25 protein-coding genes are annotated in these 26,326 nt (G+C 60.1%); 16 read left to right on the top strand and 9 right to left on the bottom strand.

Features of this window, described 5'->3' with window-relative positions; genetic code table 11:
* Positions 1 to 3 precede the first annotated feature (3 nt).
* From IVB40_RS23070 to IVB40_RS23020, 11 genes are all read left to right on the top strand, one after another.
* Positions 4 to 1,326: an MFS family transporter gene (locus IVB40_RS23070; RefSeq protein WP_247819579.1), complete on the top strand. Its 1,323-nt coding sequence runs from the start codon at positions 4 to 6 to the stop codon at positions 1,324 to 1,326.
* A 74-nt stretch (positions 1,327 to 1,400) separates the two neighbouring features.
* Entirely contained in the window at positions 1,401 to 3,059 is a 1,659-nt protein-coding gene (locus IVB40_RS23065; RefSeq protein WP_247816427.1) for an acetolactate synthase large subunit, read from the top strand.
* Between the two features lie 73 nt (positions 3,060 to 3,132).
* Positions 3,133 to 3,501, top strand: coding sequence for a phasin family protein (locus tag IVB40_RS23060; RefSeq protein ID WP_247816426.1), 369 nt, complete (start codon positions 3,133 to 3,135; stop codon positions 3,499 to 3,501).
* Positions 3,502 to 3,626: 125 nt separating this feature from the next.
* A complete protein-coding gene (acs, locus tag IVB40_RS23055; RefSeq protein WP_247816425.1) occupies positions 3,627 to 5,597 on the top strand; it encodes an acetate--CoA ligase in 1,971 nt (656 codons plus the stop codon).
* The gene (ppa, locus tag IVB40_RS23050) at positions 5,594 to 6,121 is read left to right on the top strand and encodes an inorganic diphosphatase (RefSeq protein WP_247816424.1); all 528 of its coding nucleotides are present in this window, start codon (positions 5,594 to 5,596) and stop codon (positions 6,119 to 6,121) included. Before acs ends, ppa begins: the two co-directional genes overlap by 4 nt.
* 21 nt (positions 6,122 to 6,142) lie before the next feature.
* Positions 6,143 to 6,757, top strand: coding sequence for an adenylate kinase (locus IVB40_RS23045; protein WP_247816423.1), 615 nt, complete (start codon positions 6,143 to 6,145; stop codon positions 6,755 to 6,757).
* Complete coding sequence (locus IVB40_RS23040; protein ID WP_247816422.1) at positions 6,754 to 7,926, top strand: iron-containing alcohol dehydrogenase; 1,173 nt, start codon at positions 6,754 to 6,756, stop codon at positions 7,924 to 7,926. Before IVB40_RS23045 ends, IVB40_RS23040 begins: the two co-directional genes overlap by 4 nt.
* 22 nt (positions 7,927 to 7,948) lie before the next feature.
* On the top strand, positions 7,949 to 8,623 hold the full coding sequence (locus IVB40_RS23035; protein WP_035962397.1) for a poly(R)-hydroxyalkanoic acid synthase subunit PhaE: 675 nt from the start codon (positions 7,949 to 7,951) through the stop codon (positions 8,621 to 8,623).
* Entirely contained in the window at positions 8,620 to 9,741 is a 1,122-nt protein-coding gene (gene phaC / locus IVB40_RS23030) for a class III poly(R)-hydroxyalkanoic acid synthase subunit PhaC (RefSeq protein WP_247816421.1), read from the top strand. The genes IVB40_RS23035 and phaC overlap by 4 nt, the downstream gene beginning before the upstream one ends.
* Positions 9,741 to 11,660, top strand: a complete 1,920-nt coding sequence (locus tag IVB40_RS23025; RefSeq protein ID WP_247816420.1) for a CoA-transferase — start codon at positions 9,741 to 9,743, stop codon at positions 11,658 to 11,660. The genes phaC and IVB40_RS23025 overlap by 1 nt, the downstream gene beginning before the upstream one ends.
* A 4-nt stretch (positions 11,661 to 11,664) precedes the next feature.
* Positions 11,665 to 12,591 carry an alpha/beta hydrolase gene (locus IVB40_RS23020; RefSeq protein WP_247816419.1) on the top strand — a complete coding sequence of 309 codons (927 nt, stop codon included), beginning with the start codon at positions 11,665 to 11,667 and terminating at the stop codon, positions 12,589 to 12,591.
* Positions 12,592 to 12,851: 260 nt separating this feature from the next.
* On the opposite strand, the gene IVB40_RS23015 is transcribed toward IVB40_RS23020, so the two are convergent.
* The 8 genes from IVB40_RS23015 to IVB40_RS22980 all read right to left on the bottom strand — a co-directional run bounded on the left by IVB40_RS23015 (position 12,852) and on the right by IVB40_RS22980 (position 20,261).
* A complete protein-coding gene (locus IVB40_RS23015) occupies positions 12,852 to 13,145 on the bottom strand; it encodes a universal stress protein (RefSeq protein WP_247816418.1) in 294 nt (97 codons plus the stop codon).
* Positions 13,146 to 13,941: 796 nt separating this feature from the next.
* Positions 13,942 to 14,292: a monovalent cation/H(+) antiporter subunit G gene (gene mnhG, locus IVB40_RS23010; RefSeq protein WP_247468042.1), complete on the bottom strand. Its 351-nt coding sequence runs from the start codon at positions 14,290 to 14,292 to the stop codon at positions 13,942 to 13,944.
* Complete coding sequence (locus tag IVB40_RS23005; RefSeq protein WP_247468046.1) at positions 14,289 to 14,570, bottom strand: K+/H+ antiporter subunit F; 282 nt, start codon at positions 14,568 to 14,570, stop codon at positions 14,289 to 14,291. The genes mnhG and IVB40_RS23005 overlap by 4 nt, the downstream gene beginning before the upstream one ends.
* Positions 14,567 to 15,055, bottom strand: a complete 489-nt coding sequence (locus IVB40_RS23000; RefSeq protein ID WP_247816417.1) for a Na+/H+ antiporter subunit E — start codon at positions 15,053 to 15,055, stop codon at positions 14,567 to 14,569. Before IVB40_RS23000 ends, IVB40_RS23005 begins: the two co-directional genes overlap by 4 nt.
* Positions 15,052 to 16,683: a monovalent cation/H+ antiporter subunit D gene (locus tag IVB40_RS22995; RefSeq protein ID WP_247816416.1), complete on the bottom strand. Its 1,632-nt coding sequence runs from the start codon at positions 16,681 to 16,683 to the stop codon at positions 15,052 to 15,054. Before IVB40_RS22995 ends, IVB40_RS23000 begins: the two co-directional genes overlap by 4 nt.
* Complete coding sequence (locus IVB40_RS22990) at positions 16,680 to 17,021, bottom strand: Na+/H+ antiporter subunit C (RefSeq protein ID WP_027569389.1); 342 nt, start codon at positions 17,019 to 17,021, stop codon at positions 16,680 to 16,682. Before IVB40_RS22990 ends, IVB40_RS22995 begins: the two co-directional genes overlap by 4 nt.
* Positions 17,021 to 19,942 (bottom strand): monovalent cation/H+ antiporter subunit A, encoded by a 2,922-nt coding sequence (locus IVB40_RS22985; RefSeq protein ID WP_247816415.1) that lies wholly within the window; start codon positions 19,940 to 19,942, stop codon positions 17,021 to 17,023. Before IVB40_RS22985 ends, IVB40_RS22990 begins: the two co-directional genes overlap by 1 nt.
* Positions 19,943 to 20,105: 163 nt before the next feature.
* Positions 20,106 to 20,261, bottom strand: coding sequence for a hypothetical protein (locus IVB40_RS22980; protein WP_155809939.1), 156 nt, complete (start codon positions 20,259 to 20,261; stop codon positions 20,106 to 20,108).
* Between the two features lie 479 nt (positions 20,262 to 20,740).
* Between IVB40_RS22980 and IVB40_RS22975 the strand changes: the two genes are divergently transcribed.
* From IVB40_RS22975 to IVB40_RS22965, 3 genes are all read left to right on the top strand, one after another.
* Complete coding sequence (locus IVB40_RS22975) at positions 20,741 to 21,232, top strand: GreA/GreB family elongation factor (RefSeq protein ID WP_247359630.1); 492 nt, start codon at positions 20,741 to 20,743, stop codon at positions 21,230 to 21,232.
* A gap of 9 nt (positions 21,233 to 21,241) precedes the next feature.
* Positions 21,242 to 21,655, top strand: a complete 414-nt coding sequence (gene rnk, locus IVB40_RS22970; RefSeq protein ID WP_035962398.1) for a nucleoside diphosphate kinase regulator — start codon at positions 21,242 to 21,244, stop codon at positions 21,653 to 21,655.
* Positions 21,656 to 21,943: 288 nt separating this feature from the next.
* Complete coding sequence (locus IVB40_RS22965; RefSeq protein ID WP_027569393.1) at positions 21,944 to 22,207, top strand: hypothetical protein; 264 nt, start codon at positions 21,944 to 21,946, stop codon at positions 22,205 to 22,207.
* A gap of 33 nt (positions 22,208 to 22,240) precedes the next feature.
* Here the strand turns inward: IVB40_RS22965 and IVB40_RS22960 are convergent, their stop codons facing one another.
* Complete coding sequence (locus IVB40_RS22960; RefSeq protein WP_247816414.1) at positions 22,241 to 22,828, bottom strand: site-specific integrase; 588 nt, start codon at positions 22,826 to 22,828, stop codon at positions 22,241 to 22,243.
* A 2,242-nt stretch (positions 22,829 to 25,070) separates the two neighbouring features.
* On the opposite strand from IVB40_RS22960, the gene IVB40_RS22955 reads away from it, so the two are divergent.
* Positions 25,071 to 25,670, top strand: coding sequence for an SGNH/GDSL hydrolase family protein (locus IVB40_RS22955; RefSeq protein WP_247816413.1), 600 nt, complete (start codon positions 25,071 to 25,073; stop codon positions 25,668 to 25,670).
* 94 nt (positions 25,671 to 25,764) lie between these two features.
* A complete protein-coding gene (locus tag IVB40_RS22950) occupies positions 25,765 to 26,271 on the top strand; it encodes a hypothetical protein (RefSeq protein WP_247816412.1) in 507 nt (168 codons plus the stop codon).
* The last annotated feature ends 55 nt before the right edge of the window (positions 26,272 to 26,326 follow it).

Raw genomic sequence — 26,326 nt, 5'->3', positions numbered from 1 at the left:
CAAATGACCGCCATTGCTGCATCGCACCCGGCAATCCCCTCTGATAGCACGGCGCAAAAGCTCTCACGTATCAAGGCGATCGTGGCTGCCTCGTCGGGAAACCTGGTCGAGTGGTATGACTTCTATGCCTACGCGTTTACCTCGATCTACTTCGCGGCCGCGTTCTTCCCGTCGGGCGACCAGACCAGCCAGTTGCTGGCGACGGCCGGCATTTTCGCCGTAGGGTTCTTCATGCGGCCGCTCGGTGGCTGGCTGTTCGGCTGGATCGCCGACGCGCATGGGCGCAAGAATTCGATGGTGCTGTCTGTGCTCCTGATGTGCGCCGGATCGCTAATGATCGGGATGCTGCCCACCTACCAAACAATCGGCGCCGCGGCGCCTGCGTTGCTCCTGTTTGCGCGCATGGCACAAGGCCTGTCGGTCGGCGGAGAATATGGAACGGCGGCAACTTATATGAGCGAGGTTGCCGGCAAGGGCAACCGCGGGTTCTATTCGTCCTTCCAGTATGTCACGCTCATCGGCGGGCAACTTCTCGCGCTCCTCGTTGTCGTGGTTCTGCAACAGACATTGTCGCTCGACGAATTGAAGGAATGGGGCTGGCGAGTTCCGTTCCTGTTCGGAGCCGTCGCAGCCGTTGTGGCCTTGTATCTTCGCCGCTCGTTGCAGGAGACGGCGTCGGCCGAGACCATGCATCGCAAGGAGGCTGGTTCTCTATCCGGCCTTTGGCGTCACAAGCGCGCTCTCCTGATCGTTCTAGCATTCACGATCGGCGGATCGCTGTTTTTCTATACGTTTACGACCTACATGCAGAAGTTCCTGGTCAACAGCGTCAAGCTGGATGCCAAGACGGTCAGCTCGATCATGACCGCCGCCCTGATCGCCTTCATGCTGCTGCAACCGGTGTTCGGTGCACTCTCGGACCGGATTGGTCGCCGCAACAACATGCTTCTGTTCAGCGGATGCGCGACGCTCGCCGCGGTGCCGCTGTTGATGATGTTGTCCAGTACGACCAACGTCTACGTCGTCTTCGGCCTGATCATGGTCGGCCTCATGATTGCATGTTTCTACACTTCAATTAGCGGCGTCGTGAAGGCCGAGCTGTTTCCGCCCGAGGTGCGCGCGCTTGGGGTCGGGCTTCCCTACGCCATCGCAAATGCGATGTTCGGCGGAACCGCCGAATATGTTGCGTTGTCACTGAAATCGTCCGGATACGAAACGGTATTCTTCTGGTACGTCGCTGCGATGGCGTGCGTCGCCTTCATTGCCTCGCTCTGGATGCCAGATACGAGGACGCGAGGCTATCTCGAAGGCGATGGCCGGATCTGAATCGAACAGCACGGGCTTCGTCCATGCGTGTGACGGTGTCTGCTGAGAAGTGAATTGAAAAAGGAGACGCGCTAATGCCGAAGGGGTCAGATCTATTGGTTGCCGCACTCGAGAACGAGGGCGTCGACCGAATTTTCGGCGTTCCCGGTGAAGAGAATCTCGATGTCGTGGAAAGCCTGCGCAATTCGTCGATCAAGCTGATCTTGACACGCCACGAGCAGGGTGCGGCCTTCATGGCCGCGACTTATGGACGGCTGACCGGCAAGCCCGGCGTGTGCATCACCACGCTGGGCCCTGGCGCATTGAACCTGACGACTGGCGCCGCCTACGCGCTGCTCGGCGCCATGCCGATGATCATGCTCACGGGTCAGAAAGGCATCATGAGCAGCCGGCAGGCCAAATTCCAGATTGTCGATGTGGTTAGCGCTTTCAAGCCGTTGACCAAGCTGTCGCTCCAGATTGTCAGCACGACCAGCATTCCGACGATCGTTCGCGATGCCTTCCGGATCGCCATGGAAGAACGCCCGGGTCCGGTGCTGCTCGAATTGCCGGAGGACATCGCCGGCGAAGAATCCGAGGATGTCGCGATGGTGGCGCAGCATCCGATCGAGATCCCGGTCGCCCATCGTGCCTCGCTGGACCGCGCCGCCGACATGATCCTCAAGGCCAAGCGGCCATTGATCATGCTCGGTGCCGCGGCATCCCGGCCGCGGAGCACGGCGGGCATCGGCGGCTTTGTCCGCCGCACTCAGATTCCGTTCTTCACGACGCAAATGGGTAAGGGGACCGTACCCGGGGGCGGCAATCTCTATATGGGGACGGCGGCGCTCAGTGAACGTGACTACGTCCACGAGGCCGTTGATCGTGCCGACCTCATCATCGCGATCGGCCACGATACGATCGAGAAGCCGCCGTTCATCATGGGACCGAAGGGTCCCCAGGTGATCCACGTCAGCTACACGCCTGCCAACGTGGAGCGGGTTTACTTTCCGCAATGCGAGGTGGTTGGCGATGTAGGGCCCAGCCTGGAACTGCTAGCGGATCGCGTGGAGGGTCGTCTGCACAACGCCGGCGCGTTGCTCGGGCTTCGCGAAGGCATTTTGAAGCGGATCACCGACCGCAATACCGAGGATCGCTGGCCGCCGACCCCGCAACGCATCGTGCACGATGTGCGAAAGGTCAATCCTGAGGACGGCATCGTCGCGCTCGACAACGGAATGTACAAAATCTGGTTCGCCCGCAACTACCGCACCTATGTGGCGAACACGCTGCTGCTGGACAATGCGCTGGCGACAATGGGCGCCGGGCTGCCATCCGCCATGATGGCGGCGATGCTGCATCCGGAACGTCGCGTGATCGCGGTCTGCGGCGACGGCGGCTTCATGATGAATTCGCAGGAAATGGAAACCGCGGTTCGCCTTAAATTGAATCTCGTCGTGCTTATCCTGGAAGACTCTGCTTACGGCATGATCCGCTGGAAGCAGGCGGTCGATAGTTTCCCGGATTTTGGCCTCACGTTCGGCAATCCGGATTTCGTCAAATATGCCGAGAGCTACGGCGCGAAAGGCTCGCGGGTCGAAAGCACGGAATCATTGATTCCGACACTCGAAAACGCGTTCAAGGGCGGCGGTGTGCACCTCGTCGTGGTGCCGATCGACTACAGCGAGAATACGCGCGTGCTGGTGGATGAACTTCGCGAGAAGCTGAAACAGGTAGTTGAGCCGACCATGTGAGCCGTCGGCAAGGGTCAATTGATGAGCTGAGCTGAAATTGGCGTGATCGCAAACGCCGGCAATGGAGAGTGCAATGAGTGAGCAGATCAACGAGCAGGCCGAGAAGATGCGGGAAATGGCGCAGACCACGCTCGACAAGGCGAAAGAGGCTGTGTCGAAATACATAACCGAATCCCAGAAGTTGAGAGAGAAGGCCGATTCCAGCGTTCGCTCAACCTATTCGGCGGCCAAGGAGATGAACGAAAGGGCCGTCGCGTTCGCCGAGGAAAATGTGGCTTCGGGCTTCGAGCTGGCGCAACGGCTGTTGCATGCCAAGGACCCGCAGGAAATGGGTGCGGTTTATCAAAGCCATCTCAAGGAGCAGATGGAAAAAATGGACGCACAGTTTCGCGAGCTTGCGAGTGCGATGAGCCAGCCGTCGACCGTCGACCTGAAAAAGTAGGGTCAGTCGCCTCAAAGCGAAATAAAATCGCTTGATCACGGGATGTTGCCTGGACGCAGTCCGAGCGCGGACGATGCAACATCCTCTCAAGGCAATTGCATCCGGTGCGTCGGGGAGGCTCCAGGGTGGGCACGGAAAAGTCAGATACGTTGATCCATGACGTACCGGCCGGCTGGGCACGGCGCGCCCATGCTGACGCTGCGAAGTACGGCAGCATGTATGCCCAGTCGGTATCGACACCGGACGCTTTCTGGGCGGAGCACGGCAAGCGGATCGACTGGATCAAGCCGTTCACGAAGGTGAAGAACATGTCCTTCGCGCCCGGCAAGGTCTCGATCAAGTGGTTCGAGGACGGCACCACGAATGTGGCGATGAACTGCATCGACCGGCATCTTGCCCGGCGTGCCGGTCAGGTCGCGATCATCTGGGAGGGCGACGATCCCGCCGAATCCAGGCACATCACCTACGCGCAGTTGCACGATCAAGTCTGCCGCTTCGCGAATGTCCTGAAAAGTCACGGTGTGAAGAAAGGCGACGCCGTCACGATCTACCTGCCCATGATTCCGGAAGCCGCCTACGCCATGCTCGCCTGCGCGCGGATCGGGGCGGTCCATTCCATCGTGTTCGGCGGGTTCTCGCCGGATGCCCTGGCCGGGCGTATCGAAGGCTGTCAGTCCAAAGTCGTGATCACCGCCGATGAGGGGTTGCGTGGCGGCCGCAAAGTACCGCTGAAGGTCAATGCCGACGATGCGGTGAAGAAGGTGGCCGGCATCGTGAAGACGATGATCGTGGTCAAGCGCACCGGCGGTGCAATCGACTGGGTCGACGGCCGCGACGTCTGGTACGCGGACGAGGTGGCAAAGGCCTCGGCCGATTGCACGCCGGTCGAAATGAACGCGGAGGACCCGCCATTCCTTCTTTACACGTCGGGTTCAACCGGTGCTCCCAAGGGTGTCGTTCACAGCACGGGTGGCTATCTCGTTTTTGCGTCGATGACGCACCAATATGTGTTCGACTACCACGACGGCGACATCTACTGGTGCACAGCCGATGTCGGCTGGGTCACCGGCCACAGCTACATCGTCTACGGCCCGCTGGCCAACGGCGCGACCACGCTGATGTTCGAGGGGATACCGAACTATCCCTCGACATCGCGCTTTTGGCAGGTCGTCGACAAACACAAGGTCAACATCTTCTACACCGCGCCGACCGCGATCCGTTCGTTGATGGGTGCGGGCGAAGAGCCGGTCAAACAGACCAGCCGCGCATCGCTGCGGTTGCTCGGCTCGGTCGGCGAGCCGATCAATCCGGAAGCCTGGGAATGGTATTACCGCGTTGTCGGAGATCAGCGCTGCCCGATCGTCGACACCTGGTGGCAGACCGAGACCGGTGGCATCCTGATCTCGCCGCTTCCCGGCGCGACAGCCTTGAAACCGGGCTCAGCGACCCTGCCGTTTTTCGGGGTGAGGCCGGAGGTCGTGGACGGAAATGGTGCGGTGCTGACGGGTGCGTGCGAAGGCAACCTCGTCATTGCCGATTCCTGGCCGGGACAGATGCGCACGGTCTATGGCGACCACGAGCGCTTCATGCAGACCTATTTCGCAACCTATCCGGGCAAGTATTTCACTGGCGACGGCTGCCGCCGCGATGCCGATGGGTACTATTGGATCACCGGTCGCGTCGACGACGTCATCAACGTATCCGGCCATCGCATGGGGACGGCCGAAGTCGAAAGCGCGCTCGTCGCCCACCAGAAAGTCTCCGAAGCCGCCGTCGTCGGTTTTCCGCACGACATCAAGGGGCAGGGCATCTACGCTTACGTCACTTTGATGGCCGATGCGGAGCCATCCGGGGAGTTGCGCAAGGAGCTGGTGGCCTGGGTCCGCACGGAGATCGGCCCGATTGCCGCACCTGATGTCATTCAGTTTGCGCCGGGTCTGCCCAAGACCCGCTCTGGCAAGATCATGCGTCGTATTCTGCGCAAGATCGCCGAGGACGAAGTCGGCGCGCTCGGCGACACCTCGACCCTGGCCGATCCCGCCGTGGTCGATGATCTGATCAAAAACCGCCATAGCCAAAAGGCGGCGCCGAAATGAATATCGACGCGATTTCGATCGGCGATAATCCCCCGGAAGACATCAATGTCATCATCGAGGTGCCGATCGGCGGTGAACCGATCAAATACGAAATGAACAAGGCGGCCGGCGCGCTGTTCGTCGATCGCTTCCTGTATACGCCGATGCGCTATCCCGGAAATTATGGCTTCGTGCCGCACACGCTTTCAGACGATGGAGATCCGATCGACGTGCTTGTGGCCAACTCGCGGCCGATCGCTCCTGGCGTTGTGATCAATGTCCGGCCGATCGGCGTGCTCAGGATGGATGACGATGGCGGCGGGGATGCGAAGATCATCGCCGTGCCGATGCCGAAACTGACGATGCGCTACGATCATGTCCGCGGGATCGCCGACATGCCGCAAATCACGATCGAGCAGATTCAGCACTTCGTTGAGCACTACAAGGATCTGGAGCCGGGGAAGTGGGTGAAGGTGATCGGATGGGGCGACAGTGCCGAAGCGCGCCGGCTGATCGTCGAGGCAATCGCGCGGGCAAAGAGCTAAAACCGAGATATGGGCAACGATATGAGACTGGTTCTGTTGGGGCCGCCAGGCGCAGGCAAGGGCACGCAGGCGACGAGGATCGTCACTCGATTTGCGATCCCGCAATTGTCGACCGGCGACATGCTGCGTCAGGCGGTCGCGGAAGGCACGGCTGCGGGATTGCGCGTCAAGCACATCATGGATCGCGGTGAACTTGTGCCTGACGATGTCGTGGTATCGGTGATCGCCAATCGTATCGATCATTCCGACGCGGCGAACGGCTTTATCCTTGACGGTTTCCCGCGCACGGTCGCCCAGGCCAAAGTGCTCGATCGGGAACTCGCTATGCGGGGCATCAAGCTCGACGCGGTACTTGAGCTCGAGGTTGACGAAGATGCACTGCTCGAGCGCATCAAGGGGCGCGCCGACGAGGCGGCAAGCCGAGGCGAGCCGGTGCGCCGCGACGATAATCCCGAGGTCTTCAAGACCCGGCTCGACGTTTATCGCGAGCAAACCGCGCCGGTCACGGAATACTACCGGTCGCAGGGATTGCTGAACATCGTCGACGGTTTGCAACCGATTGACGCCGTAACCGAACAGCTCGCCGCGGCGCTTGCGGCAGTAACGTCCGATCAGATCAGGAGTGATGTCAGATGAAAGCTTTTACCTTCCAGGCACCGCCCAACATCCTGTTCGAGGCAGGCGCATCGAAAAAACTGGCGGAGTTGGTCGCGGGATACGGGGCAAAACGTGTCCTGCTCGTTACGGATAAGGGCGTACGCAATGCAGGCCTGACGAAGAACGCCGAGGCCGGCCTGGTTGCCGGCGGCTGCGAACTGACAATATTCGAAGATGTGGAGGCGGATCCACCGTCGCATATCATCGAGCGGGCGGTCGCACTTTGCCGTGACAAGGACATCGAGCTGGTTGCCTCGATCGGCGGCGGCAGCGCGCTCGATACCGCGAAGTTGGTGGCCTATCTGGCCAAGACGCCTGATCGCCTCGAAGATATTTACGGCGTCGGCCTTGCGAAGGGCGAACGGCTTCCACTGCTGCTGGTGCCGACAACGGCGGGAACGGGCTCGGAGGTGACACCGATCGCGATCGTCACCACGCCGACGACCGAGAAGAAGGGCGTCGTCGCGCCCCGCTTGCTCCCTGACTGGGCGATCCTCGATCCGGAGCTGACACTCGGAATGCCCGCGCATGTCACCGCGGCGACCGGCATCGACGCCATGGTCCATGCGATCGAAGCCTATACCAGCAAGCATCGGAAGAACCCGATGTCGGACCAGTTGGCGCGGCAGGCTCTCGCCCTGCTGTCGGCGAATGTCCGGACGGTCTGTGCGGACGGATCTAATCTCGAAGCGCGGTCGCAAATGCTGCTGGGTTCGATGCTAGCTGGCATGGCGTTCGCCAATTCCCCGGTCGCCGCCGTCCACGCGCTGGCCTATCCGATCGGTGCGCTGTTCCACGTGCCGCATGGCCTGTCGAATGCCTTGGTGCTGACCCAGGTGCTGCGCTTCAATTTGCCGGAGGCAGAAAGCCTCTACGCCGAACTGGCGCCGATCGTCGATCCCAAATCGGAAGGAATGAGCGTCAGCCAGCGGGCACGGCTGTTCGTCGATGCGATCGCGGCGATCTGCCGGGATTGCAACGTACCGGCCTCGCTGGCCGATGTCGGCATCGCGAGGGGCGACCTGAAGAAGCTCGCCGAGGACGCGATGAAGCAAACGCGGCTTCTCGTCAACAATCCCAGGGAATTGGGCTTCGACGATGCGCTGGCGATCTACACCGAGGCTTTCGGCAACCGCGCGGCGGCCTGAGCGGGCACAAAGAGTGAGCAGCATGAGCGAGAAGGATAAATCGGCTACCGCTGAGTCCGATCCCGGCCTGGAATGGGCGAAGCTTTGGCAGACGATGGCCGAATCCTCGAACCGCATGGTCGAGGCGTGGTCGGGGTCGATGGCACCGTTCATGCTGGCGCGTTTGTCGGAAAAGCCGGGTGGTTTTGGCGACGGCAACGAATTGTCGGCGGCGATCGAGCGAATGGCGCAGGGCCCGAGGCTAGCCGACGTCTGGGACATCGACCGGAAAATGGCGTTGGCCTTTGGCGCCTGGATCGAGATGCGTCAGCGGCTTGCGAGCTACAATGCGGTCGCTGCCGCTCCGTGGCCTGAAGCGTCGAAGCGGTTCTACGAGACGATGTCGGCAACGGCTAGCGGTGGCTCCCCGCATCCGGAGTGGCGCGAGGCGTTCGCCAAATGGAGCGAAATCTCCAACGAGGAACTGATCCGTAACCAGCGCACCGACGGCTTTTTGCAAGCTCAGAAAGAGTTACTCCAGGCGGGACTCAAATTACGGAGCCGGCAGGATGACGTGGCTGAAGCGGCGTCAGCCATGTTGGGCCTGCCGACTCGCAAGGACTTCGACGACGTGACGCGGCAATTGACCGAACTCCGCCGTGAAGTCCGTACGCTCACCCGCCAGATGCGTGACCAGAAGAGCGAAGGCGCACGATGAGCGACCAGGAGAATCAGACCTCGCGCTTCGCCCGCGACATGGCGGCCAACGCCGAGAAAATGTTCAAGGCGACACAGCTGATCGCCAATACGCGGGATGAAGACGTCGCCATTGGCACCACGCCGAAGCATCTCCTCATGCGCCGCGACAAGGTCGAGCTGTTCCATTACGAATCGATGGCGGAAGCGACCGCGAAGACGCCCGTCCTTTTAGCCTACGGCCTGATCGGGCGGTATACCATGGCTGATTTACAGCCTGACCGGTCGCTGGTGCGCAGCCTGCTCTCAAAAGGGCTCGATCTCTGGCTGGTCGACTGGGGCCAGCCGGGCCGAACCGAGCGATGGCTGAAAATTGATGATTACGTCGATGACTACATCGATGCCGCAGTCGACCGCATCGCGCAGGAAACCGGCCATGACAAGGTCACGCTGCTCGGCATCTGCGAAGGCGGCGTCTTTACGACGTGTTACGCTGCTCTGCATCCGGAAAAGGTGAAAAATCTCGTCATCACCATCACCCCGATCGACTTCCATGCCGACGTCAAGGACAAGGCCGCGCACCACGGCTTCCTCAACCTCTGGACCCGCAGCCTCGATCCTGATGACATCGACAAGCTGGTCGATACCTATGGCGTGCTGCCGGGCGAGTTCATGAGCTCGGTATTCTCGATGATGACGCCGATGCGCTCACTGACGAAGTACAATGTCGATCTCATCGACGTCGTCGATGACGAGGCCAAGTTCATGAATTTCCTCCGTATGGAAAAGTGGCTCGCGGACCGTCCGCATCATCCCGGCGAAGCGGCGAAGCAGTGGCTGAAGGATCTCTACCAGGAGAACCGCCTGGTCGATGGCAGCTTTGAACTGTCCGGCCGTCGGGTCGATCTGAAGTCGATCACGGCACCCGTGTTGAATGTTTTTGCGCTGGATGACCATATCATTCCGCCGGACTGCTCGCGCGCGCTCGGAGCGAAGATCGGCAGCACGGATTACACTGAAATTCCGCTGCCCGGCGGCCATGTCGGCCTGTTCGTCTCCAGCAAGTCGCAGGGCAAGCTGAGCCAGAGCATTGCCGACTGGCTGGTCGCCCGCGACGCCAATCCCGGAAGTGAAGCCTGATGCGCAACAAGATCGTCGACGCCGCAGAGGCGGTGGCCATCATCCGTTCCGGTGACACCGTCGCCTCGTCCGGCTTCGTCGGCGTGGGAACGCCCGACGAGATCATCAAGGCGCTGGAGCGGCGCTTCGTGCAGACCGGAGAGCCGCGGGACCTTTCGTTGGTGTTCGCGGCGGCGCCGGGGGACGGCGCAGATCGCGGCCTCAACCGCCTGGCGCATCCCGGCCTGATCAAACGCCTGGTCGGCGGACATTTCGGCCTGGTTCCGAAGCTCGCCCGGATGGCGGTCGACAATCACGTCGAGGCCTATAATTTGCCGCTAGGATGCGTATCGCATCTGTTTCGCGAAATTGCGGGGCGCAAGGCCGGGCTTCTCTCCAAGGTCGGGCTCGGCACCTTCGTCGATCCAGCCAATGGCGGCGGAAAGCTGAATGCGCGCACCACCGAAGAGCTGGTGCGGTTGATCGAAATCGACGGCGAACAATGGCTCTTCTACAAGGCATTTCCAATCAACGTTGCGATCATCAGAGGTACCACCGCCGACCACAACGGCAACATCTCGATGGAGAAAGAGGCGTTGACCCTCGACAATCTGGCGCTGGCAACGGCCGCCAAGAATTGCAAGGGGTTCGTCATCGCGCAGGTGGAGCGCATTGCCGCCTCCGGTTCGCTCAATCCGCGTCATGTCAAGATTCCGAGCGTGCTGATCGATTGCGTTGTCGTTGCCCAGCCCGAAAACCATGTTCAGACCTATGCCACCGGTTACAACGGAGCATTTTCCGGCGAATTGCGCGCGCCGGCCGATCGCAATGTTCCGATGGCGCTGGACAACCGCAAGATCATTGCGCGCCGCTGCGCCCTGGAATTGCCGATGGGCGGCGTGGTCAATCTCGGCATCGGCATGCCCGAGGGCGTTGCGTCGGTTGCCGCCGAGGAGAAGCTGTTCGACTTTGTGACGCTGACTGCCGAGCCCGGCATCATCGGCGGTATTCCGCAAGGCGGCCTCGATTTCGGTGCTTCGATCAATGCAGAATCGATCATCGACCAGAACCAGATGTTCGATTTCTACGACGGCGGCGGGCTCGATCTGGCCTGTCTCGGCATGGCTCAGGTCAATGGCCGCGGCGACGTCAACGTCAGCCTGTTCAATGGCCGCCTGGCCGGCGCCGGCGGCTTCATCAACATATCCCAGAATGCGCGCCGGCTGATCTTCGCAGGCACTTTCACCACCGGGGGGCTCAAGACCTCGGTCGTGGATGGTCAGCTCAAGATCCTCAGCGAAGGCAAGTCCTCGAAATTCATCGACAAAGTGGATCAGATCACGTTTTCGGGCAAGCTTGCCGCAACCAACATGCAGCCGGTTCTCTATGTGACCGAGCGATGCGTATTCAAGCTTACCCAGGAAGGTCTCGAATTAACGGAGATCGCGCCGGGTGTCGACATGGAGCACGACATTCTCGCGCTGATGGGCTTTCGCCCCATCATCCAAGCGCCGAAATCCATGGATGTGTCGCTGTTCAGCGAAGCGCTGATGCAGCTCGACGACCGGCTGCTCAACAGGCCTCTGGCGGAGCGGCTGTCGTACGATGCTGATCGCAACACACTATTCCTCGGGCTCGACGGCTATCGGGTCCATAGAGATGCCGACGTCGAGGTAATCCGGGCGTCGATCCTCGAGCTCTTCCATCGTGTCGGCCGGTTTTCCGCAGTCGTCAATTACGATTCGTCTTATATCGCTCCCGACATGGCGGACAAATGGTTTTCGATGGCCGCGGAGGTCGAGCGGACCTGCTACGATCATGCATCGCGCTACACCACCAGCGCATTCATGCGCCTGAAGCTCGGCGACGCGTTGTCACGTCGCGACGTCGCGCCGCATATCTTCGAGACCTCGGCCGATGCTCACCGGTTTGTCGAATAGACCGATGCGGCTGAAATCCACCGAGGTGCGCCCCGCGGATTGGCCTGAAGGACGGCAGATGGCGCCCGACCGTATCGGATCGGTGCGCGGGCTGACCCGCCGCAGCTTCCATCGCATCGCATTCACGGATTGGGGACCGGCGTCCGCGGTGCGGCCGGTGCTCTGTGTCCACGGATTGACGAGAAACGGCCGGGACTTCGATCATCTCGCCGCAGTTCTCGCCAGCGCGGGCCGGCGCGTCATTTGCCCGGACTTGCCGGGCCGCGGACAAAGCGAACGGCTGCACGACAGCAGCGACTATGCCTTGCCGCAATATTGCAGCGATATGACAGTGCTGATGGCAGGCCTCGGTGCAACGGAGATCGACTGGGTCGGCACGTCGCTCGGTGGCCTGATCGGGATGGTGCTGGCCGCCCTTCCGGGCAGTCCGATCCGTCGCATCGTCATCAACGATATCGGACCCTATCTGCCCTGGACTGGATTGCTTCGTCTCGGTGCCAATCTCAACGAGGCGCCAAGATCCTTTGAGACGATCGAACAGGCCGAAAGCTACTACCGGCGGGTTCTGGCGCCTTTCGGGCAATTGGAGGATGCGCACTGGCGGCATCTGACAACGCATAGTGTGATCTGGAGCGCGGAGGGGCGCTGCTTCAGGCCGCTGTGCGATCCGAATATCGCCCATGCCTTTCGAAACCCCTGGCACTACAGCGTCGATCTCTGGAAATACTGGGACGCGATCGACGTCCCCATTCTTGTGATACGCGGGCAGCAATCGGATTTGCTTCCCGAAGCCGTCCTCAGGGACATGATGCGGCGCAATCGCAATGTCCGCGTCCACACCATTGCGGATTGCGGCCATGCGCCGGCCCTGATCGCTGACGACCAGATCGAGATCGTTGTGCAGTTTCTGAGCGGCAACGACCCCACTTAACCGTGAGCGCTTTATGCCGAACCGCACCATTGACGGTGTTAATTCCAACTTGGCTGTACTCACCGAAACTCATACTCGATCTTCTATTTCACGAACGCGCCTGACCTGATGCGCGGTTTAGTTTCCGGAGACGCAGCTGAAAGTCACGCCTACGAGCGCGCCAAGCGCATCACCAGGAGCGATGTTGCCTCCGCGAATTACACGCTCGATTGTGGTGCCTGTGAAGATGTCGCGCAGAAACTGCTTACGATGGGCTCCTATCACACGAGATCCGCGTCGGCTGCTGCAGCCGCTCGCAATATCCCATCAAAGGGATGGCCCCTGACCACAGTCGGGTAGCACTGAACGTTGTGCAGCTCCGGCATGGATGCGATCTGCTCAACCAGCACCCGCTGTGCCTCTTGCTCTTCGATACGGATCAGCTCTGCTGGCTGATCCTCGTCGACGACATGAACAAGGTGCAGTTTTGCATCAGGGGAGCGCACCAGGAGGCCGGCCTGCCGCAGAGCGCGATTGGACCGCGTCGAGAAATCTGTCGCGGCGACGATGTTCACGTCAGACTCCTTATGATTGCGAACGGCCGCGAGAACGATGGCTTGCCAAGTCGACCAGCGCGGCAACTGGGTTCTATTGCGAAGGGCCTTTGATGCTGCTGCGGGCGGGCTCCAGTCGTCTGATCCAGCAATTTGGCCTGGACCGACGATCTGGAGCCGACAAGAAACAGACATCGCGCACCGCGAGCTGCGGAGTACAATATCTTTCTCTCTCATACGCAACTGTGTATGCGGTGACGGGAGGTGAACCTCCCAGGGTCACCTTTTAGGATCGTGAGGAATTGGCGCTCGGCGGCGAGCGAATGCCTCGCGGAAACCATCGGGATCTGAAATCCAGATGAACATGACCCAAGAGGTCAGGACGAGCAGCGCGAAGAACACCGACATAAGAAGCTCCTGGCTTTGGTTGCAGAACTAATAAGGTACCGTCCCGGACGATGTGAATCGTCCGGGTTACCGGCGGATCTGCAGCTGGGTCCTATAAATCCGGCGTCGTAGCGTTGTAGTCATCACTGCCTCTGTTTGCGGTGCGGCTCGCTTGCGAGCGGCATGTGCGTTGCTCTGCCGGGCACCGAGCTTCCAGCCCTCGCGAACGCGGCATGGACTGAGTTCGGGGCTGATTGCCTATGATCAGGCGGCCAACATGCAAAGACTTCGGCGAACTCGCCTACTACTCAGCATCACGCATCATGTACTTAGAAGTGGGCATGCGATGCAGGTATCCAATGCGACATTTAGTCTGGATTGACCGACTCGCCGGTCAAGGAACCTGCCGCAAGATTTCGCGCGTCTCGCGCTAATTGCCCTCTGGTCCGCGAACCTGCGCACTCTTTTCGGCGGTATCGCGAAATCGCGCTGCGCCCACCAATACGGTCAGAGCAATAGGCGTGGTTACCAAGCCAAGCCCGATGATCAGGATTTCGTGCAGCACGGGCCCGCTCTGAAGTACCGAAAAGCAAACGATTGAAGCAGCTGCAATGAATACGGTGCCCAGCGTCGTCCCGAGCGTCGGCGCGTGGACCCGCTCGTAGAATGTGCCGAACCGCAAAAGGCCCAGCGAACCGACCAGTGTGACGGCGGCGCCAACAAGAAGGAGAAGTGCCGTGAGAGCCGCAGCCCAGGGCGGCAGGTGTTCGATGCCGTTCATTCCATCACCTCGCCGCGCAGCAGAAACTTCGCCAGCGCAACCGTACCGACAAAACCGAAGAGGGCCATGGCCAGAGCCGCCTCGAAATAGAGCGTTTCGCCGGATCGCATCCCGAACGTCAGAAGCAACAACATCGCGTTCACGGACAGCGTGTCGAAACCCAGAACGCGATCCTGTGCTCGCGGCCCCCGAAAGATGCGAACCGCGCCACAGCCGATAGCCAGCACCAGAAGTACCTGCGCGGCAACCAGCGCGTAGATCAGCAAGAGCTGGCTCATTCGAATATCTCCAGCAGATGGCGTTCATAGCGCTGCTTGATCGTGCGGATCCACTCGGCTTCATCGACCAAGTCGAGAACATGGATCATCAACAAGCCCTTCTGTGCATCGAAAGTCACCCACAGCGTTCCGGGGCTCGAGGTAATGATGCAAGCCAGCAACGCCAGTCCGTAGGGATTGCGCATATCGAGCGGAATGTTCACGAACCCGGATTTTCGCTGTCGGCGCCCAAAACCGAGAATGATCCGGCCAACCGCCAAGTTGGAGCGGATGATATCGATCGCCACCAATCCCAACAGGCGTAGAAGGACGCCGGGTCGCCTGACGCGCGTGCTTGGTAACTCCAGCACGGTGAGAAGCCGCCCGCCGACGAGCGCGATCACACAACCGAGGAGGACGTGTCCGATCGTGACTGCCTGATTGAGCAGTAGCCACAATGCGAGCAGACAGAAGCTCATCCGCGGAAAGGGCAGGAATCGCGTCATTTGCCGCCCGCCTTTCGGCTGCCTTGGGCGCTGATCTCCAGGACGTCGCTGATGTAGCCCGCCGGCGCGTGCAGCGATTGCGCCGTTGCCTGCATGAAGCGCATCACCGGACCGGCGAGCACTGTCTGGGCCGCGCAAATGATCAACAGGAACATGATGGGCGCCATCTCGATCAGGCGCACACGCGGCACGGTGCGATCTGGCGACGCCCACAAGGAGCGTATACCTGCTCGGGTCAGCGCGACCAACGCCGCGAAACTGGACACGAGGAGCGCCAACAAGAGCGCCCACCCACTGCCAGGAACGGCAGCGCCCCGATGCATGCCTGAAGGATGAAGCGCCGCCGTCAGCAGCGCGAATTTGGCTATGAAACCCGACAGCGGCGGCAGCCCGGCGATGACCAGTGCGCACCCGATAAAGGCGACGCCAAGCAATCCCATCGTGGCCACAATGGCCGTGCCGACTTCCTCTTCGGTATGGTCCGCATCGTCGTCTTCTCCGTAAGCTTCTCGCGTGACGGCGATCACGTCAGCTCCGGGTTCGCGGCCGCGCTCGATGAGTTCGGCCAGAAGGAAGAACGCGCTGATGCCGAGGGTCGAGCTGACCAGGTAAAACAGCGCTCCACCGGTGACACTGACTTGCCCGGTCCCCGTGGCCGCCAACACGGTTCCGGAGGATACGAGCACCGAATAGCCGCCGAGACGGGCGGTGTCCTGGGATGCCAATGTGCCGATTGCTCCGAAGGCGATCGTCGCCAACCCACCCCATAACAGCCAGTCACTGCCGAAGCCCGCTGACGCGCCACTGCCCTCACCAAAAAGCAACAGCGATAGACGCAGGATGATATACACGCCGACCTTGGTCATGATCGCAAAGATCGACGCCACCGGTGGACTCGCGGCTGCGTAGGCCGTCGGCAGCCAGAAACACAGGGGCCACATGCCGGCCTTGAGCAGGAAGGCCACGGCCAGCATGCCGGCGCCTGCTTCGAGCAAACCGCGGCTCTCCGCGGCGATTGCAGGTATCCGCGCCGAGAGGTCCGCCATATTGAGCGTCCCGGTGACGCCATAGATCAGGCTGACCCCGATCAGGAACAATAGAGACGCGACCAGATTCATGACGATGTAGTGCAACCCAGCCTTCACCCGTGCGAGACCGGAACCATGCAGCAGAAGTCCGTACGAAGCGGCCAGCAACAACTCGAAGAAGACAAACAGGTTGAAGAGATCGCCGGTCAGGAAGGCACCATTGAGGCCCATCAACAGAAACTGAAAGAGCGGGTGGAAATGCGCGCCTGTCCGGTGCCAACGGGCAAGAGAGAACACAACTGACGCCAGCGCCAGGATGCTGGTCAGGAGCAGCATGAGCGCGGAGAGCCGATCGAGAACGAGGACAATTCCGAACGGAGCAGGCCAATCGCCCAGGCGATAGACTTCCCTGATTTCGGGGTGACCCGAATTAGACATTCCGAGCAAGATCACCGCGACACAAACGAGTGCAACCGTTATGGCGACGTTGACCGCAGCCACGATGTTGCGGTGCCGCTCTCCATTCAAGAGCAGCATGCCTGCGCCGGCAAGCAGGGGCAGGACGATGGGCGCAACGACCAGATTTGCAATTCCGCTCACGCCTCGGGCTCCTGACCGTCGACGTGATCGGTGCGAGCCAGGCCGCGCGACGCGAGGAGAACGACAAGGAACAACGCGGTCGTCGCAAAACTGATGACGATTGCAGTCAGTACGAGCGCCTGTGGTAGCGGGTCAGCATGTTTCGTTGGATCCCCGATCTCCTTTGCGATCAGCACCGGCGCTCCCGTCCGCACCCGTCCCATGGCCACGATGAAGAGATTGACGGCGTAAGAGAGCAACGAAAGCCCGATGATGACTTGAAACGTGCGCGGCCTGAGGATCAGCCACACTCCGGACGCCGTAAGCGCACCTATGCCGATGGCTAGGCTAAGCTCCATTACACCAACTCCTCTTTCGCTCGCTCATCGGGCGCGCGTTGCCCCGCCTGGAGCGGCACGCCATAGCGACGTAGCGATTGATGCGCGATTGCGATGAGCATCAAGACCGTGGCGCCGACGACGAGCGAGAACACACCGATATCGAAAAGAAGAGCGCTGGCCGTGGGGACGCGACCGAGCAGAGGCAGTTCGGCATATGCAAAGTACGAGGTCAGGAAGGGGTGTCCGAAAACGCAGGCTGCAGCTCCCGCAAATCCTGCCAGCAAGAGGCCGAAACCCATCCAACGCACCGGCATGACGTGAAGACGAGCTTCCACCCACACCGTGCCGCGAGCCATATACTGCAGGATGAACGCCGTTGCCATTGCGATGCCGGCGACGAAGCCGCCGCCTGGAAGGTCGTGCCCGCGCAAGAGAAGGAAGATGGCCACGACGCCGATCACGGGAAACAGCAAGCCCATCATCAATGCCGCAGTAGCCAGCGTGTCTTTGGCAGTGTCGCCCTTCTGTCGATCGGGATGAGCCTCGTCGTGGGCATCCTGGACATGCTGCTGTTCGGGAACGGGAATGCTTTCGGGGGCCGGGCGGAAACGGCGCAAAAGCGCAAAGACGGTCAGCGCGACGACCGCAAGCACCGTGATCTCGCCGAGCGTATCGAACCCGCGAAAATCCACCAGGATGACGTTGACCACGTTAGTTCCGCCACCCTTCGTGTATGCGTTTTCCACGAAGTATCGCGAAATGCTGTGATTGTCCGGGAGCTGCATGGCTGCCAGCGCAAGGGTGGCCAAACCGAGCCCGGCGAGGAGCGCGATGAAGAAGTCGCGAACGCGGTGCCACCGAATGCTGTCGGGCGCCTCGGCCGGGCCTGGTCGCGCAATGCGTTTCGGCAGCCACCGCAAGCCGAGCAACAGGAGAACCGTCGTAACCGTCTCAACGACGATCTGCGTCAGCGCGACGTCGGGAGCGGACAACCAGACGAAGCTGACGCAGGTGACGAGACCCGCGGTCCCGAGCAGTATCAGCGCCACCACCCGATGAAATTTGGCCTGGACCGCGGTCCCCACCGCGCAACCAACGCCGACCACCCAGAGTAATCCAAAGACGAGGTCGAATTCCCTCTCTGACGGTCCCGTCAGCGAGAGGCCGCGGGCGTAGAGGGGCAGCAGGGCAGCGACGAACGCCACGCCAGCCAACAGTCTCAATTGTGGTTGGAGACGCCTCGTGCCGAGATTGGTGGCGAGCCATCGCGCAAGCCGCCAGGACAATGTCACCAACACCCAGTCAAATATCCGCTTGCCATTGATGCGACCGAGCAAGGGCGGTCCCTCATGCGAGAGCAGGTAGGACCGCAGCATGACGTAGACGCCCAAACCACCGGCCATCGCTACGATGCTCATCAGAAGTTCAGGCGTAATTCCGTGCCAGAGACGAAGGCTGTACTCCGGCATCGCGGAGCCGAGAACCGCCCGGGCAGCCGTATCGAGGATCGGCGCCACTGTGAGAGCCGGCGCGACGCCGACGATGAGGCATGCCAGCACGAGCAGTTCGGCCGGAAGTCGCATCAACAGTGGCGGCTCATGTGGAACGCGTGGCAAGCCGGTTGGAGCCGGGCCGAAGAACACGTCGCGAATGAAGCGCAACGAATAGGCAACTGTGAACGTGCTGGCGAGAGTGACGATGTACGGCAGCGCCTGATCGACGAGGGAATTGTCATGAACCTCGATCGTCTCGGCAAAAAACATTTCCTTCGACAGAAAACCGTTCAGCAACGGCACTCCCGCCATTGCCGCGGCAGCCACCATGGCCAGCGTCGCCGTAATCGGCATGAAGGCCCATAGCCCGCTAAGGCGACGGATGTCGCGCGTGCCGGTTTCGTGATCGATGATGCCGGCCGCCATGAACAGCGATGCCTTAAAGGTCGCGTGGTTCATGATATGGAAAATCGCCGCGATCTGCCCGAATGGGGTATCGAGTCCGGTCAAAAGCGTGATCAGTCCGAGATGGCTGATCGTCGAGTAGGCCAATAGCCCCTTCAGATCCTGCTGGAACACGGCGAGAAACGCGCCCAGAAAAAACGTGATCAGGCCGATCGAACCCACCAGCCACAGCCATTCATTCGTTCCACCCATTGCCGGCCAGAGCCGCACCAGAAGGAACACTCCGGCCTTCACCATTGTTGCCGAATGGAGATAAGCGGAAACGGGAGTTGGAGCGGCCATCGCGTGCGGCAGCCAGAAATGAAACGGGAATTGGGCGCTTTTTGTGAGAGCGCCGAGAAGGATCAGAACGAGTGCGGGGACATAAAGCGCGTGCGAACGGATCGCGTTTCCGGAAGCCAGCACCTGCTCCAGGTCATAGCTGCCGACGATGTGTCCGATCAGCAGCACGCCGGCGAAGAGGCAAAGCCCACCCGTCGACGTGATCACAAGCGCCATCCGCGCGCCGTCTCTCGCCGCCGCATTGTGGTGCCAGTAACTGATCAGCAGGAATGAAAAGAGACTGGTCAGCTCCCAGAAAAAAACCAGTTGGAGCAGGTTTCCGGAGAGCACGATTCCCAGCATTGCTCCCATGAAGGCGAGCAGCAGGGAGAAGAACCGCGGAACGGGATCACTGGGTGACATGTAGTAGCGGGCATACAGCACCACCAGAAAGCCGATGCCGGTGATCAGCATGGCGAAGGCCCATGCGAACCCGTCAAGCCTCAGCACAAATGCGAGTCCAAGTTCAGCGACCCAGTCCGTTCGCCACCCGACAACGCCGCCATTCGTCACGTTCGGATAAGCCGCGCCGATGAGGCAAAAAGCTGTAAGTGCGACCGCTCCAGCGAGCCATGCCTCAGCGTTGCGTGCATTGACCCGCAAGAGTGCCGCAATAAAGCTTCCTGCGAAAGGAAGGACGAGAACGGCAAGCAGGAACATTTGCGTTCATTGCCCCAGGCTGCGAGGTGGAGAGATGCTTTCGCTGATCCTCAATTGCTTAGCCGAGGCGGATCGATATCTCCACTGCTAGATTTAGCGCCGTTGTGATGGTTTGGCCCGGAAACCGCCATTCTGGCAGACACTGGCTCCGCGATCGAGCAGCTCAGATCCAGTGTGGAAGGGTGCCAGTCGCGGCGGCAACGAGGGCCGCGAAAGCGCCGAGCAACGCGTAGAATCCGCAGAGCGCGATCACCCGCCAGCCACTCATCTGGGCCGGCTCGGTGTCCTCAGCTGGGCTGACCTCGGAGCGGTATCGCATGTCATGGCGCCCGTTCAGTGTTCCATCGCCAGGTGCAAGCGATCGACGCCGACTATAATAATGGTTCGGTAGATGTACGGCTCACATTCATGTCAAACCGCCGCCCAGGCCTACCGGTGCGACAAGAGCGATCGCCTGCAGCAAGGCCAGCCTGGCCATCCCACGCGGTGCAAACTTCGACACACGTTCTTGCGCAGCTGGGTAGACCCGCGTGATTGTCCGCCCCTCTCACTTCAATGACGCTCCTTTGTCCCCTCTCGATATTTCGTGTGCACAGGTGCTGTGCGGTTTCGTCGCAATGTTTCCAGAGAAATGAACTACTATAGTTAGAGCATCATGGCTTATGTCATCGACATTGATGCGCGCACCGCGCGTTTTGCTCTTCACGCCGGCCGCCTCCAAGCAGGCGGTTAGCCGGACGGTGTTCGCGCCGTCCGGGCTCTTTTCCAGCTTTCGTGACCTCCACTCGAGAGGTCGTCTTGAAGCAGAAGGAGTGCGCCGTGCTGCCTCTTCCAAAAATCGCACTGACCTCATCAGACTATCCGCGGCTCGAACAGCTCGCCCGCCTCGCCGTCCAAAAAGGAGATTTGGACGGGATGTTCCTCATGGGCGAAATCAACCGCGCCGATATCGTCCCGGACGAAGCGGACAACGTCCGTCCTTTCGTGACGATCGGATCTTGGGTAACCCATTGCACGAATTGGGGCGTTCCGCGTCGCACCGTGCAACTGGTCTGGCCCGAGGAGTGCTGGTCGGATCCCGCCTGCATTTCGGTGTTGACCCCACTGGGTACAGCTTTGATCGGACTGCAGGTCGGCGACCAGATGCCGTACTTCGTCGCCGGATGCCTGAATGTCGTCAGGGTCCAAAGCCTGACCCCATCGGATTCAAAGGTCGTCCCACTCTTCCGGAGAGGGACGAGGCGGTCAGGCAACCCTTTCGACGACGACCCCGGACCAACTGCAGCATAGGAGCGACCAATGCGCAATTTCGAAGCTGAGAGCCGGCGAGAACAGCCGGCGTTGCCACCGATCAAGATCACTGAGGACGAATCACGGCGCCTCAGTTCCTTGGCCAATTCGAGCATGGATCTGTTTCCGCGAGTGGCCCATTTTCTGGCTCGAGAGATGGAACGTGCCACGGTGACGGACGAGAACAACTTGCGAGGCGTGATCAGGATGGGGTCGAAAGTGACTTATCGCGACGACGAGACGGGTGCGAGCCGAGAGGTCGTGCTGGTCTATCCGCATGAGGCAAACATCGAGCTCAATCAGATCTCGGTCCTGACCCCTGTTGGAGCGGCCTTGATCGGCCTATCGCCGGGGCAGCGGATCGACTTCGAGACGCCCCACAGGCGCACCAGGGGCCTGACCGTTCTCGCTGTGTCCGAATAAGCCCTCGCGTTTAGTCCGATCGAACATCGCCGCCTCTGCGATGTGGGGGCGCCGTCCCGAGGCGTCGCGCCCGGATGTGGGCGTGTTTTTTGATTGGATTCGATGGACCGGATTGCCTGCGACGGAGGTTGCTGCCGTGCAGCAAGTCACTCGCCGTAAGCTTCGCGAATCGGCGCCCGGCACGTTCCGGCACCGAACTCAGACGAGCCACTCGGGGTTTGGCATTGTTCAGGAACGCCTCCTCGCTCTTCGCCGTTGACCCTCGTTAGACACACAGCGGAAACAGCCATGAAGAACATCAGTGCCGGCCAGATCGCGCTGTTGGTTGCTCTGGGAGCCATGTTGATCCTGACCGGCGTTTGGGCTGTCTCGATCTGGGGAGCCAGCAGTGGGGTCGAAATGGGCAAGCATGGCTGGATCGCGCTTGGGCTCGGAGCTTTCTTCTCGCTGGTTATCGGCTGCGGGCTGATGGCCCTGATGTTCTTCAGCAGCCGCAGCGGCCACGACGATGTCGCCGATCCCTTCCGTCGGCGGAGCGGCGAAGACAGATAGTCGGGCCCGCAAGCGAGCAGGGGGGTAGTCACCCTAGCTTGCTGCCAGCGTTGCCAGGAACTGCTCCAGCGACGGCTGAGCGGCTTTCTGCATCTTGTGCAGATCCTCGGGCTTGAGGTTTGTATAGCGTTGCAACATTCGCCAATCCTTATGGCCCGTCACCATAGCGACCTGCTGTATTGAGAAACCCGCTTCGAAGAGTCTGCTTGTCCCTTCGTGACGCAAATCGTGAAAGCAGAGATCATCGATATCGATCGCGTTGCAAGACCTGCGGAAAGCGGCCCCGACGGACTTCGAGTGGTAAGGAAATACGCGCCCGAGACCGCGCGTCAGAATGCGTTGCTCCAGCATGATCTGCCACGCAGCATAGTCTGTCGAATTTAGGAGAGGGACGATTTGATGGTTTCCGTCCTTGCACCTCGGATTTTTGCGGTCGCGAATGGTGACAGTTCGCTTTGTCATACCGACATCGGACCATTCGATCCGGCAGATCTCGGCTTGGCGCATGGCCTGCGCAAGATCGTCGAGGTGCAGCGCGATCAAATCGGAAAATATTCGAGGCTGCTCAAAAGGCCGGGAGCGTCGAATTGGGGTGTCGCGGTCGATTGAACGCTCGAACATCCAGTGCCCACTCTTCCGCATCACGCCGCCGGACGAAGGTGTTTGCGACGTACTCGTTCTTCCTCCTGACTTGAACGCGCCAGCTGCCCGACTTGCGCTTCGTAAAGGTCGGCATTGCGTGTGCACTCCACCCCGATTTCGTGTGCGCTACGTGTGCACCGGGAGATCAAACGCGGTACAAACGTGTGCAATTTGGGCTAGTTTGGGGTGCACACGTGTGCACTTGTTCCTGCTCTAGTCCATTGTAAGGATAGGATAACTACTTGGAATATCAAGGCTATCGCTTTTCTGTGGCGCCCATGATGGATTGGAGCGAGAGTCTTGTTCGTTCAAATAGTTAGAAGTCGGCGTGTGCACGACGTGTGCACCAGGAGATCAAGAAAAATGCATCGACGGCAAGCGTGGGCGATCACTTGAGGCAATGCGACCTCTGCAGAAGCTTAGGGGGTTTCGTGTGCGCCTGGCGCACGTCTCGTAAGGCTCTCTCCCGAAGCGTCAGCGCGATTTGCGCGGAGTTTTCAGACGCCTCGTCTCAACGTTAGCGTAGCAGGGTTCGTAATGTTGCTCCGTCAAGGTTGCCAACTTCAGTTGCGTTGGCGTCAAGGTCGAGTCCGCTGCCGTGAAGCAGGGGTTGTGCACGTTCGCCACGAAGATTCTGAAAATAGGAGAGCGGCGATTTTTCCACTACTGCTTCGCAACGCACCGCGGGGTGCGTGCGCTGGTAGTCAGCGCGTTAGCGGCCTCCCGCAGTGAGAAACCTTCTTTGAGATGCTCGCGCGGCTGCCGCCTCCGGGAAATAGGCGCCTTCCGATGACGCCGCAGCTCACCTGCTAGCAGAGTTCCGTCGGTGTACCGAACCGATGTCGCGCGATCGGCGACCGCCGTTAGGCGCTTTCGGCAAACGCCCCTCCAGCGCCACCGCCAGATTGGCGGCCGTCTTAGCCAACTGACGAATATTGGTGCCGAATTCATCAAGCGTGATACGCAGCTAAGCTGGCGCGGCTGCCGTAGGATCGCGGGCGCGCTATCCTCCCCTATCGATGTTGGGATTGTCGCCGCCGGCGCCGACAGAGGCCCTCGCAGCATTTCCGAGATGACTCTTCAGATTTCCAAGTGCTTCGGCCGGCCAATCGCGGACGTCGACGACTGCAACCCATGCTTCCACATAGTGTTCTGGCGCGTAGACATGGCCGTATCGATGGCTTCGCCAGGCTATGGCGACCCGCTTCGTCCGGATCCTCAGGCAGTGCTACGCGATGTTCGCGATGGACTCGTAAGCCCGGAGAGGGATCGATCGATCTATGGTGTTGTAATACGGGCTATAAACGCGACCTCGATAAGGATGCGACAGCTGCACTGCGGTCCTAGCCCAACAAACGCGAGCGCCTCGCTTTGATATTCTCCAGGGTCAACCTTATGGTCATGGAAGGCGTGCCTTCGAATGACGAACTTGCGCGATTGGAAACGGCCGTATCAGCTACGGTCGCAATCGGAGTCAGTTCGGGGACTGATAAGGAAATACGCAAAAGCTTATCAGTCCAAGAGCCCGTCTGGCTAAACCCGTTCGGGCCGCGCCGCATAGTCTTCACGTCGTGGCGTGCGGTAGCCGTTCTAATTCCACCCAGGGCGCTCACTGTGGGGCGCCCGCCGGTGGCGGAGGCCTAGCGCGTAGGCGCTACAATACCAGTATTCGTATTACCCAAATCCTGCACAGCCTTGTTCATCGTAGGATCGTTGACGTAGCCGCTGGCGGGGGTTGAAGAGCCATTGTTCTCATTCCTAGCCGGATCGCCCAGCCGATTTCCCGTGGTTTGATGGTTGAGAGCGTTGCTCGTGTTAGGTCCGGGCGAACCACCCGTACCGTTCACGGTGCCACTGCTCGACATCGAGCCGGCCGCTGTGCTGCCTGAGCCTGTTCCTCCTCCCGAAGCTCCACCTGAACCACCTCCGCCAGCTTGCGCCAAAGCCGAGGTGCTGGTCAAAACGAGCGCCGCTACCAAGAGAAATCTGGAAGATCTCATTCTGAACTCCTATGCTGCAAGGAACAAACGCCCCAGCTCGATCCCGTTCCAAATGGAAGTCGCAACAGGACAATAAGGCGCTGAATCAGATTACTTGGGGGGAGCATGATCGGATTCTGCAGCCAGCGCAGGGCGCCATGCACTTTCGCCGAGCAGCTAGGTAGGGACGAAATGCTCTTGGTACAGCTGCGCTGATGATCTGCAACTGGGAGACGACGTGAATGCCTCTGATGCGTCACCTCATCGTCGAAGGTTCAAGCTCCAGTGTCGATAATGGTGGGGCTAGGACGATATCGTACCACACCCTCTACCTACCAAACGCTGTCCATGAGACTAGTCAGCAATGCTTTGCGACGGATGGTGCTCTTCTTGCAGATATGCTCGGCCGACAACCGTCAGTGATCGCCGCATTCAAAGATGTCCCGAACATCCTGTTCGTTCAGGCCGGACAAAACGATCTTCGTTCGACTGACGCTTCTGCGTGGCTTGCTGCATTTGCAAGGTATTTGGCCACTTTCCAGGATGCAATTAAATCCTCACGCAAAATCGTGCAGCTCGGAATCAGCACTCACAATCCTCGTAACGAAGGTCTCTTCAATGTTAATCGGGCCACCGCCGATGGGGGTCTGCGACGTTTTCCGAGTGAAGGAAAGTGCGACTTTGTTGTCGATTGGGCTGCCGATCCGACCTGGGGCCCTGACTCCGCTGCCGCAAACCAAGCTTTATACCCTGACGGCACGCATCCTTCGCAGGGCGGACAAAGCAACATGGAGGCAAATTACTTTCGACCTGCGCTCAACTCCCTCTTTCCTCTCACTTGATTCATCGTAGAATTCGTTCTCATTCGCTAGACCTGCAGGCTGTAATCGACTTCAACATTTCCCGAGGGCGCTGGGCGAACGCTCAAGTGTGCTGATGGAACTCTATAGCCCCTTGATCTTTGCGTTAGGCGCCGAAGTGAATAGGCAGACGATGCTCCGCTGGCTTAGCTCAGATCATCAAAAGATCCGAAGCGATCGAAAGCAGCTTGAAGTGAGGGCTCGCCGCCTGCTGCAGAGTTACCTGACGGCCAATGAGTGGCAAAAGCGCCAATACTATCAGGCCATCGCCGGCGCGGCTTCTGCATGTCAGCCTGGTATTGATGATCCGAGCTTAAGTAACGAGAAGCTTGCTGAATTAACCGCTCAGGCGGCAACAAAAGTCGTCCAAGCACGTGATCGGAAAGCCAAGGATGCGCACGACCATTCAGCTGTACTGATCACGGATGCATACGCAACCGTTGCAATCGCCTATCGACGAGCGGCTTCAGCCTACACTGCTGACAAGGAAATGGAGCAGCTGGGCACCGCCGCAGTACACCTGGTCACGATAGCGAATTCATTCATGAATGCTGAATCGGTGCGGGCACCGACAGAAATGTGACGGGGGCTTCGGCAAACCAGCCTCGCACGTTTGATCAGGCGTATACCTCGCGCAA

Origin of the sequence: Bradyrhizobium sp. 40 (assembly GCF_023100925.1) — a bacterium.
Taxonomy (GTDB): Bacteria; Pseudomonadota; Alphaproteobacteria; order Rhizobiales; family Xanthobacteraceae; genus Bradyrhizobium.
This window is presented reverse-complemented; position numbering and strand designations above follow the sequence as displayed.

Excerpts from the sequence above, each read along its gene's own strand:
- IVB40_RS23070 (WP_247819579.1), top strand. The coding sequence starts at position 4 with ATGACCGCCATTGCTGCATCGCACCCGGCAATCCCCTCTGATAGCACG.
- IVB40_RS23065 (WP_247816427.1), top strand. The coding sequence starts at position 1,401 with ATGCCGAAGGGGTCAGATCTATTGGTTGCCGCACTCGAGAACGAGGGC.
- IVB40_RS23060 (WP_247816426.1), top strand. The coding sequence starts at position 3,133 with ATGAGTGAGCAGATCAACGAGCAGGCCGAGAAGATGCGGGAAATGGCG.
- ppa (WP_247816424.1), top strand. The coding sequence starts at position 5,594 with ATGAATATCGACGCGATTTCGATCGGCGATAATCCCCCGGAAGACATC.
- IVB40_RS23045 (WP_247816423.1), top strand. The coding sequence starts at position 6,143 with ATGAGACTGGTTCTGTTGGGGCCGCCAGGCGCAGGCAAGGGCACGCAG.
- IVB40_RS23040 (WP_247816422.1), top strand. The coding sequence starts at position 6,754 with ATGAAAGCTTTTACCTTCCAGGCACCGCCCAACATCCTGTTCGAGGCA.
- IVB40_RS23035 (WP_035962397.1), top strand. The coding sequence starts at position 7,949 with ATGAGCGAGAAGGATAAATCGGCTACCGCTGAGTCCGATCCCGGCCTG.
- phaC (WP_247816421.1), top strand. The coding sequence starts at position 8,620 with ATGAGCGACCAGGAGAATCAGACCTCGCGCTTCGCCCGCGACATGGCG.
- IVB40_RS23025 (WP_247816420.1), top strand. The coding sequence starts at position 9,741 with ATGCGCAACAAGATCGTCGACGCCGCAGAGGCGGTGGCCATCATCCGT.
- IVB40_RS23020 (WP_247816419.1), top strand. The coding sequence starts at position 11,665 with ATGCGGCTGAAATCCACCGAGGTGCGCCCCGCGGATTGGCCTGAAGGA.
- mnhG (WP_247468042.1), bottom strand. The coding sequence starts at position 14,292 with ATGAACGGCATCGAACACCTGCCGCCCTGGGCTGCGGCTCTCACGGCA.
- IVB40_RS23005 (WP_247468046.1), bottom strand. The coding sequence starts at position 14,570 with ATGAGCCAGCTCTTGCTGATCTACGCGCTGGTTGCCGCGCAGGTACTT.
- IVB40_RS23000 (WP_247816417.1), bottom strand. The coding sequence starts at position 15,055 with ATGACGCGATTCCTGCCCTTTCCGCGGATGAGCTTCTGTCTGCTCGCA.
- IVB40_RS22990 (WP_027569389.1), bottom strand. The coding sequence starts at position 17,021 with ATGGAGCTTAGCCTAGCCATCGGCATAGGTGCGCTTACGGCGTCCGGA.
- IVB40_RS22985 (WP_247816415.1), bottom strand. The coding sequence starts at position 19,942 with ATGTTCCTGCTTGCCGTTCTCGTCCTTCCTTTCGCAGGAAGCTTTATT.
- IVB40_RS22980 (WP_155809939.1), bottom strand. The coding sequence starts at position 20,261 with ATGCGATACCGCTCCGAGGTCAGCCCAGCTGAGGACACCGAGCCGGCC.
- rnk (WP_035962398.1), top strand. The coding sequence starts at position 21,242 with ATGCGCAATTTCGAAGCTGAGAGCCGGCGAGAACAGCCGGCGTTGCCA.
- IVB40_RS22965 (WP_027569393.1), top strand. The coding sequence starts at position 21,944 with ATGAAGAACATCAGTGCCGGCCAGATCGCGCTGTTGGTTGCTCTGGGA.
- IVB40_RS22960 (WP_247816414.1), bottom strand. The coding sequence starts at position 22,828 with ATGTTCGAGCGTTCAATCGACCGCGACACCCCAATTCGACGCTCCCGG.
- IVB40_RS22955 (WP_247816413.1), top strand. The coding sequence starts at position 25,071 with ATGCCTCTGATGCGTCACCTCATCGTCGAAGGTTCAAGCTCCAGTGTC.
- IVB40_RS22950 (WP_247816412.1), top strand. The coding sequence starts at position 25,765 with ATGGAACTCTATAGCCCCTTGATCTTTGCGTTAGGCGCCGAAGTGAAT.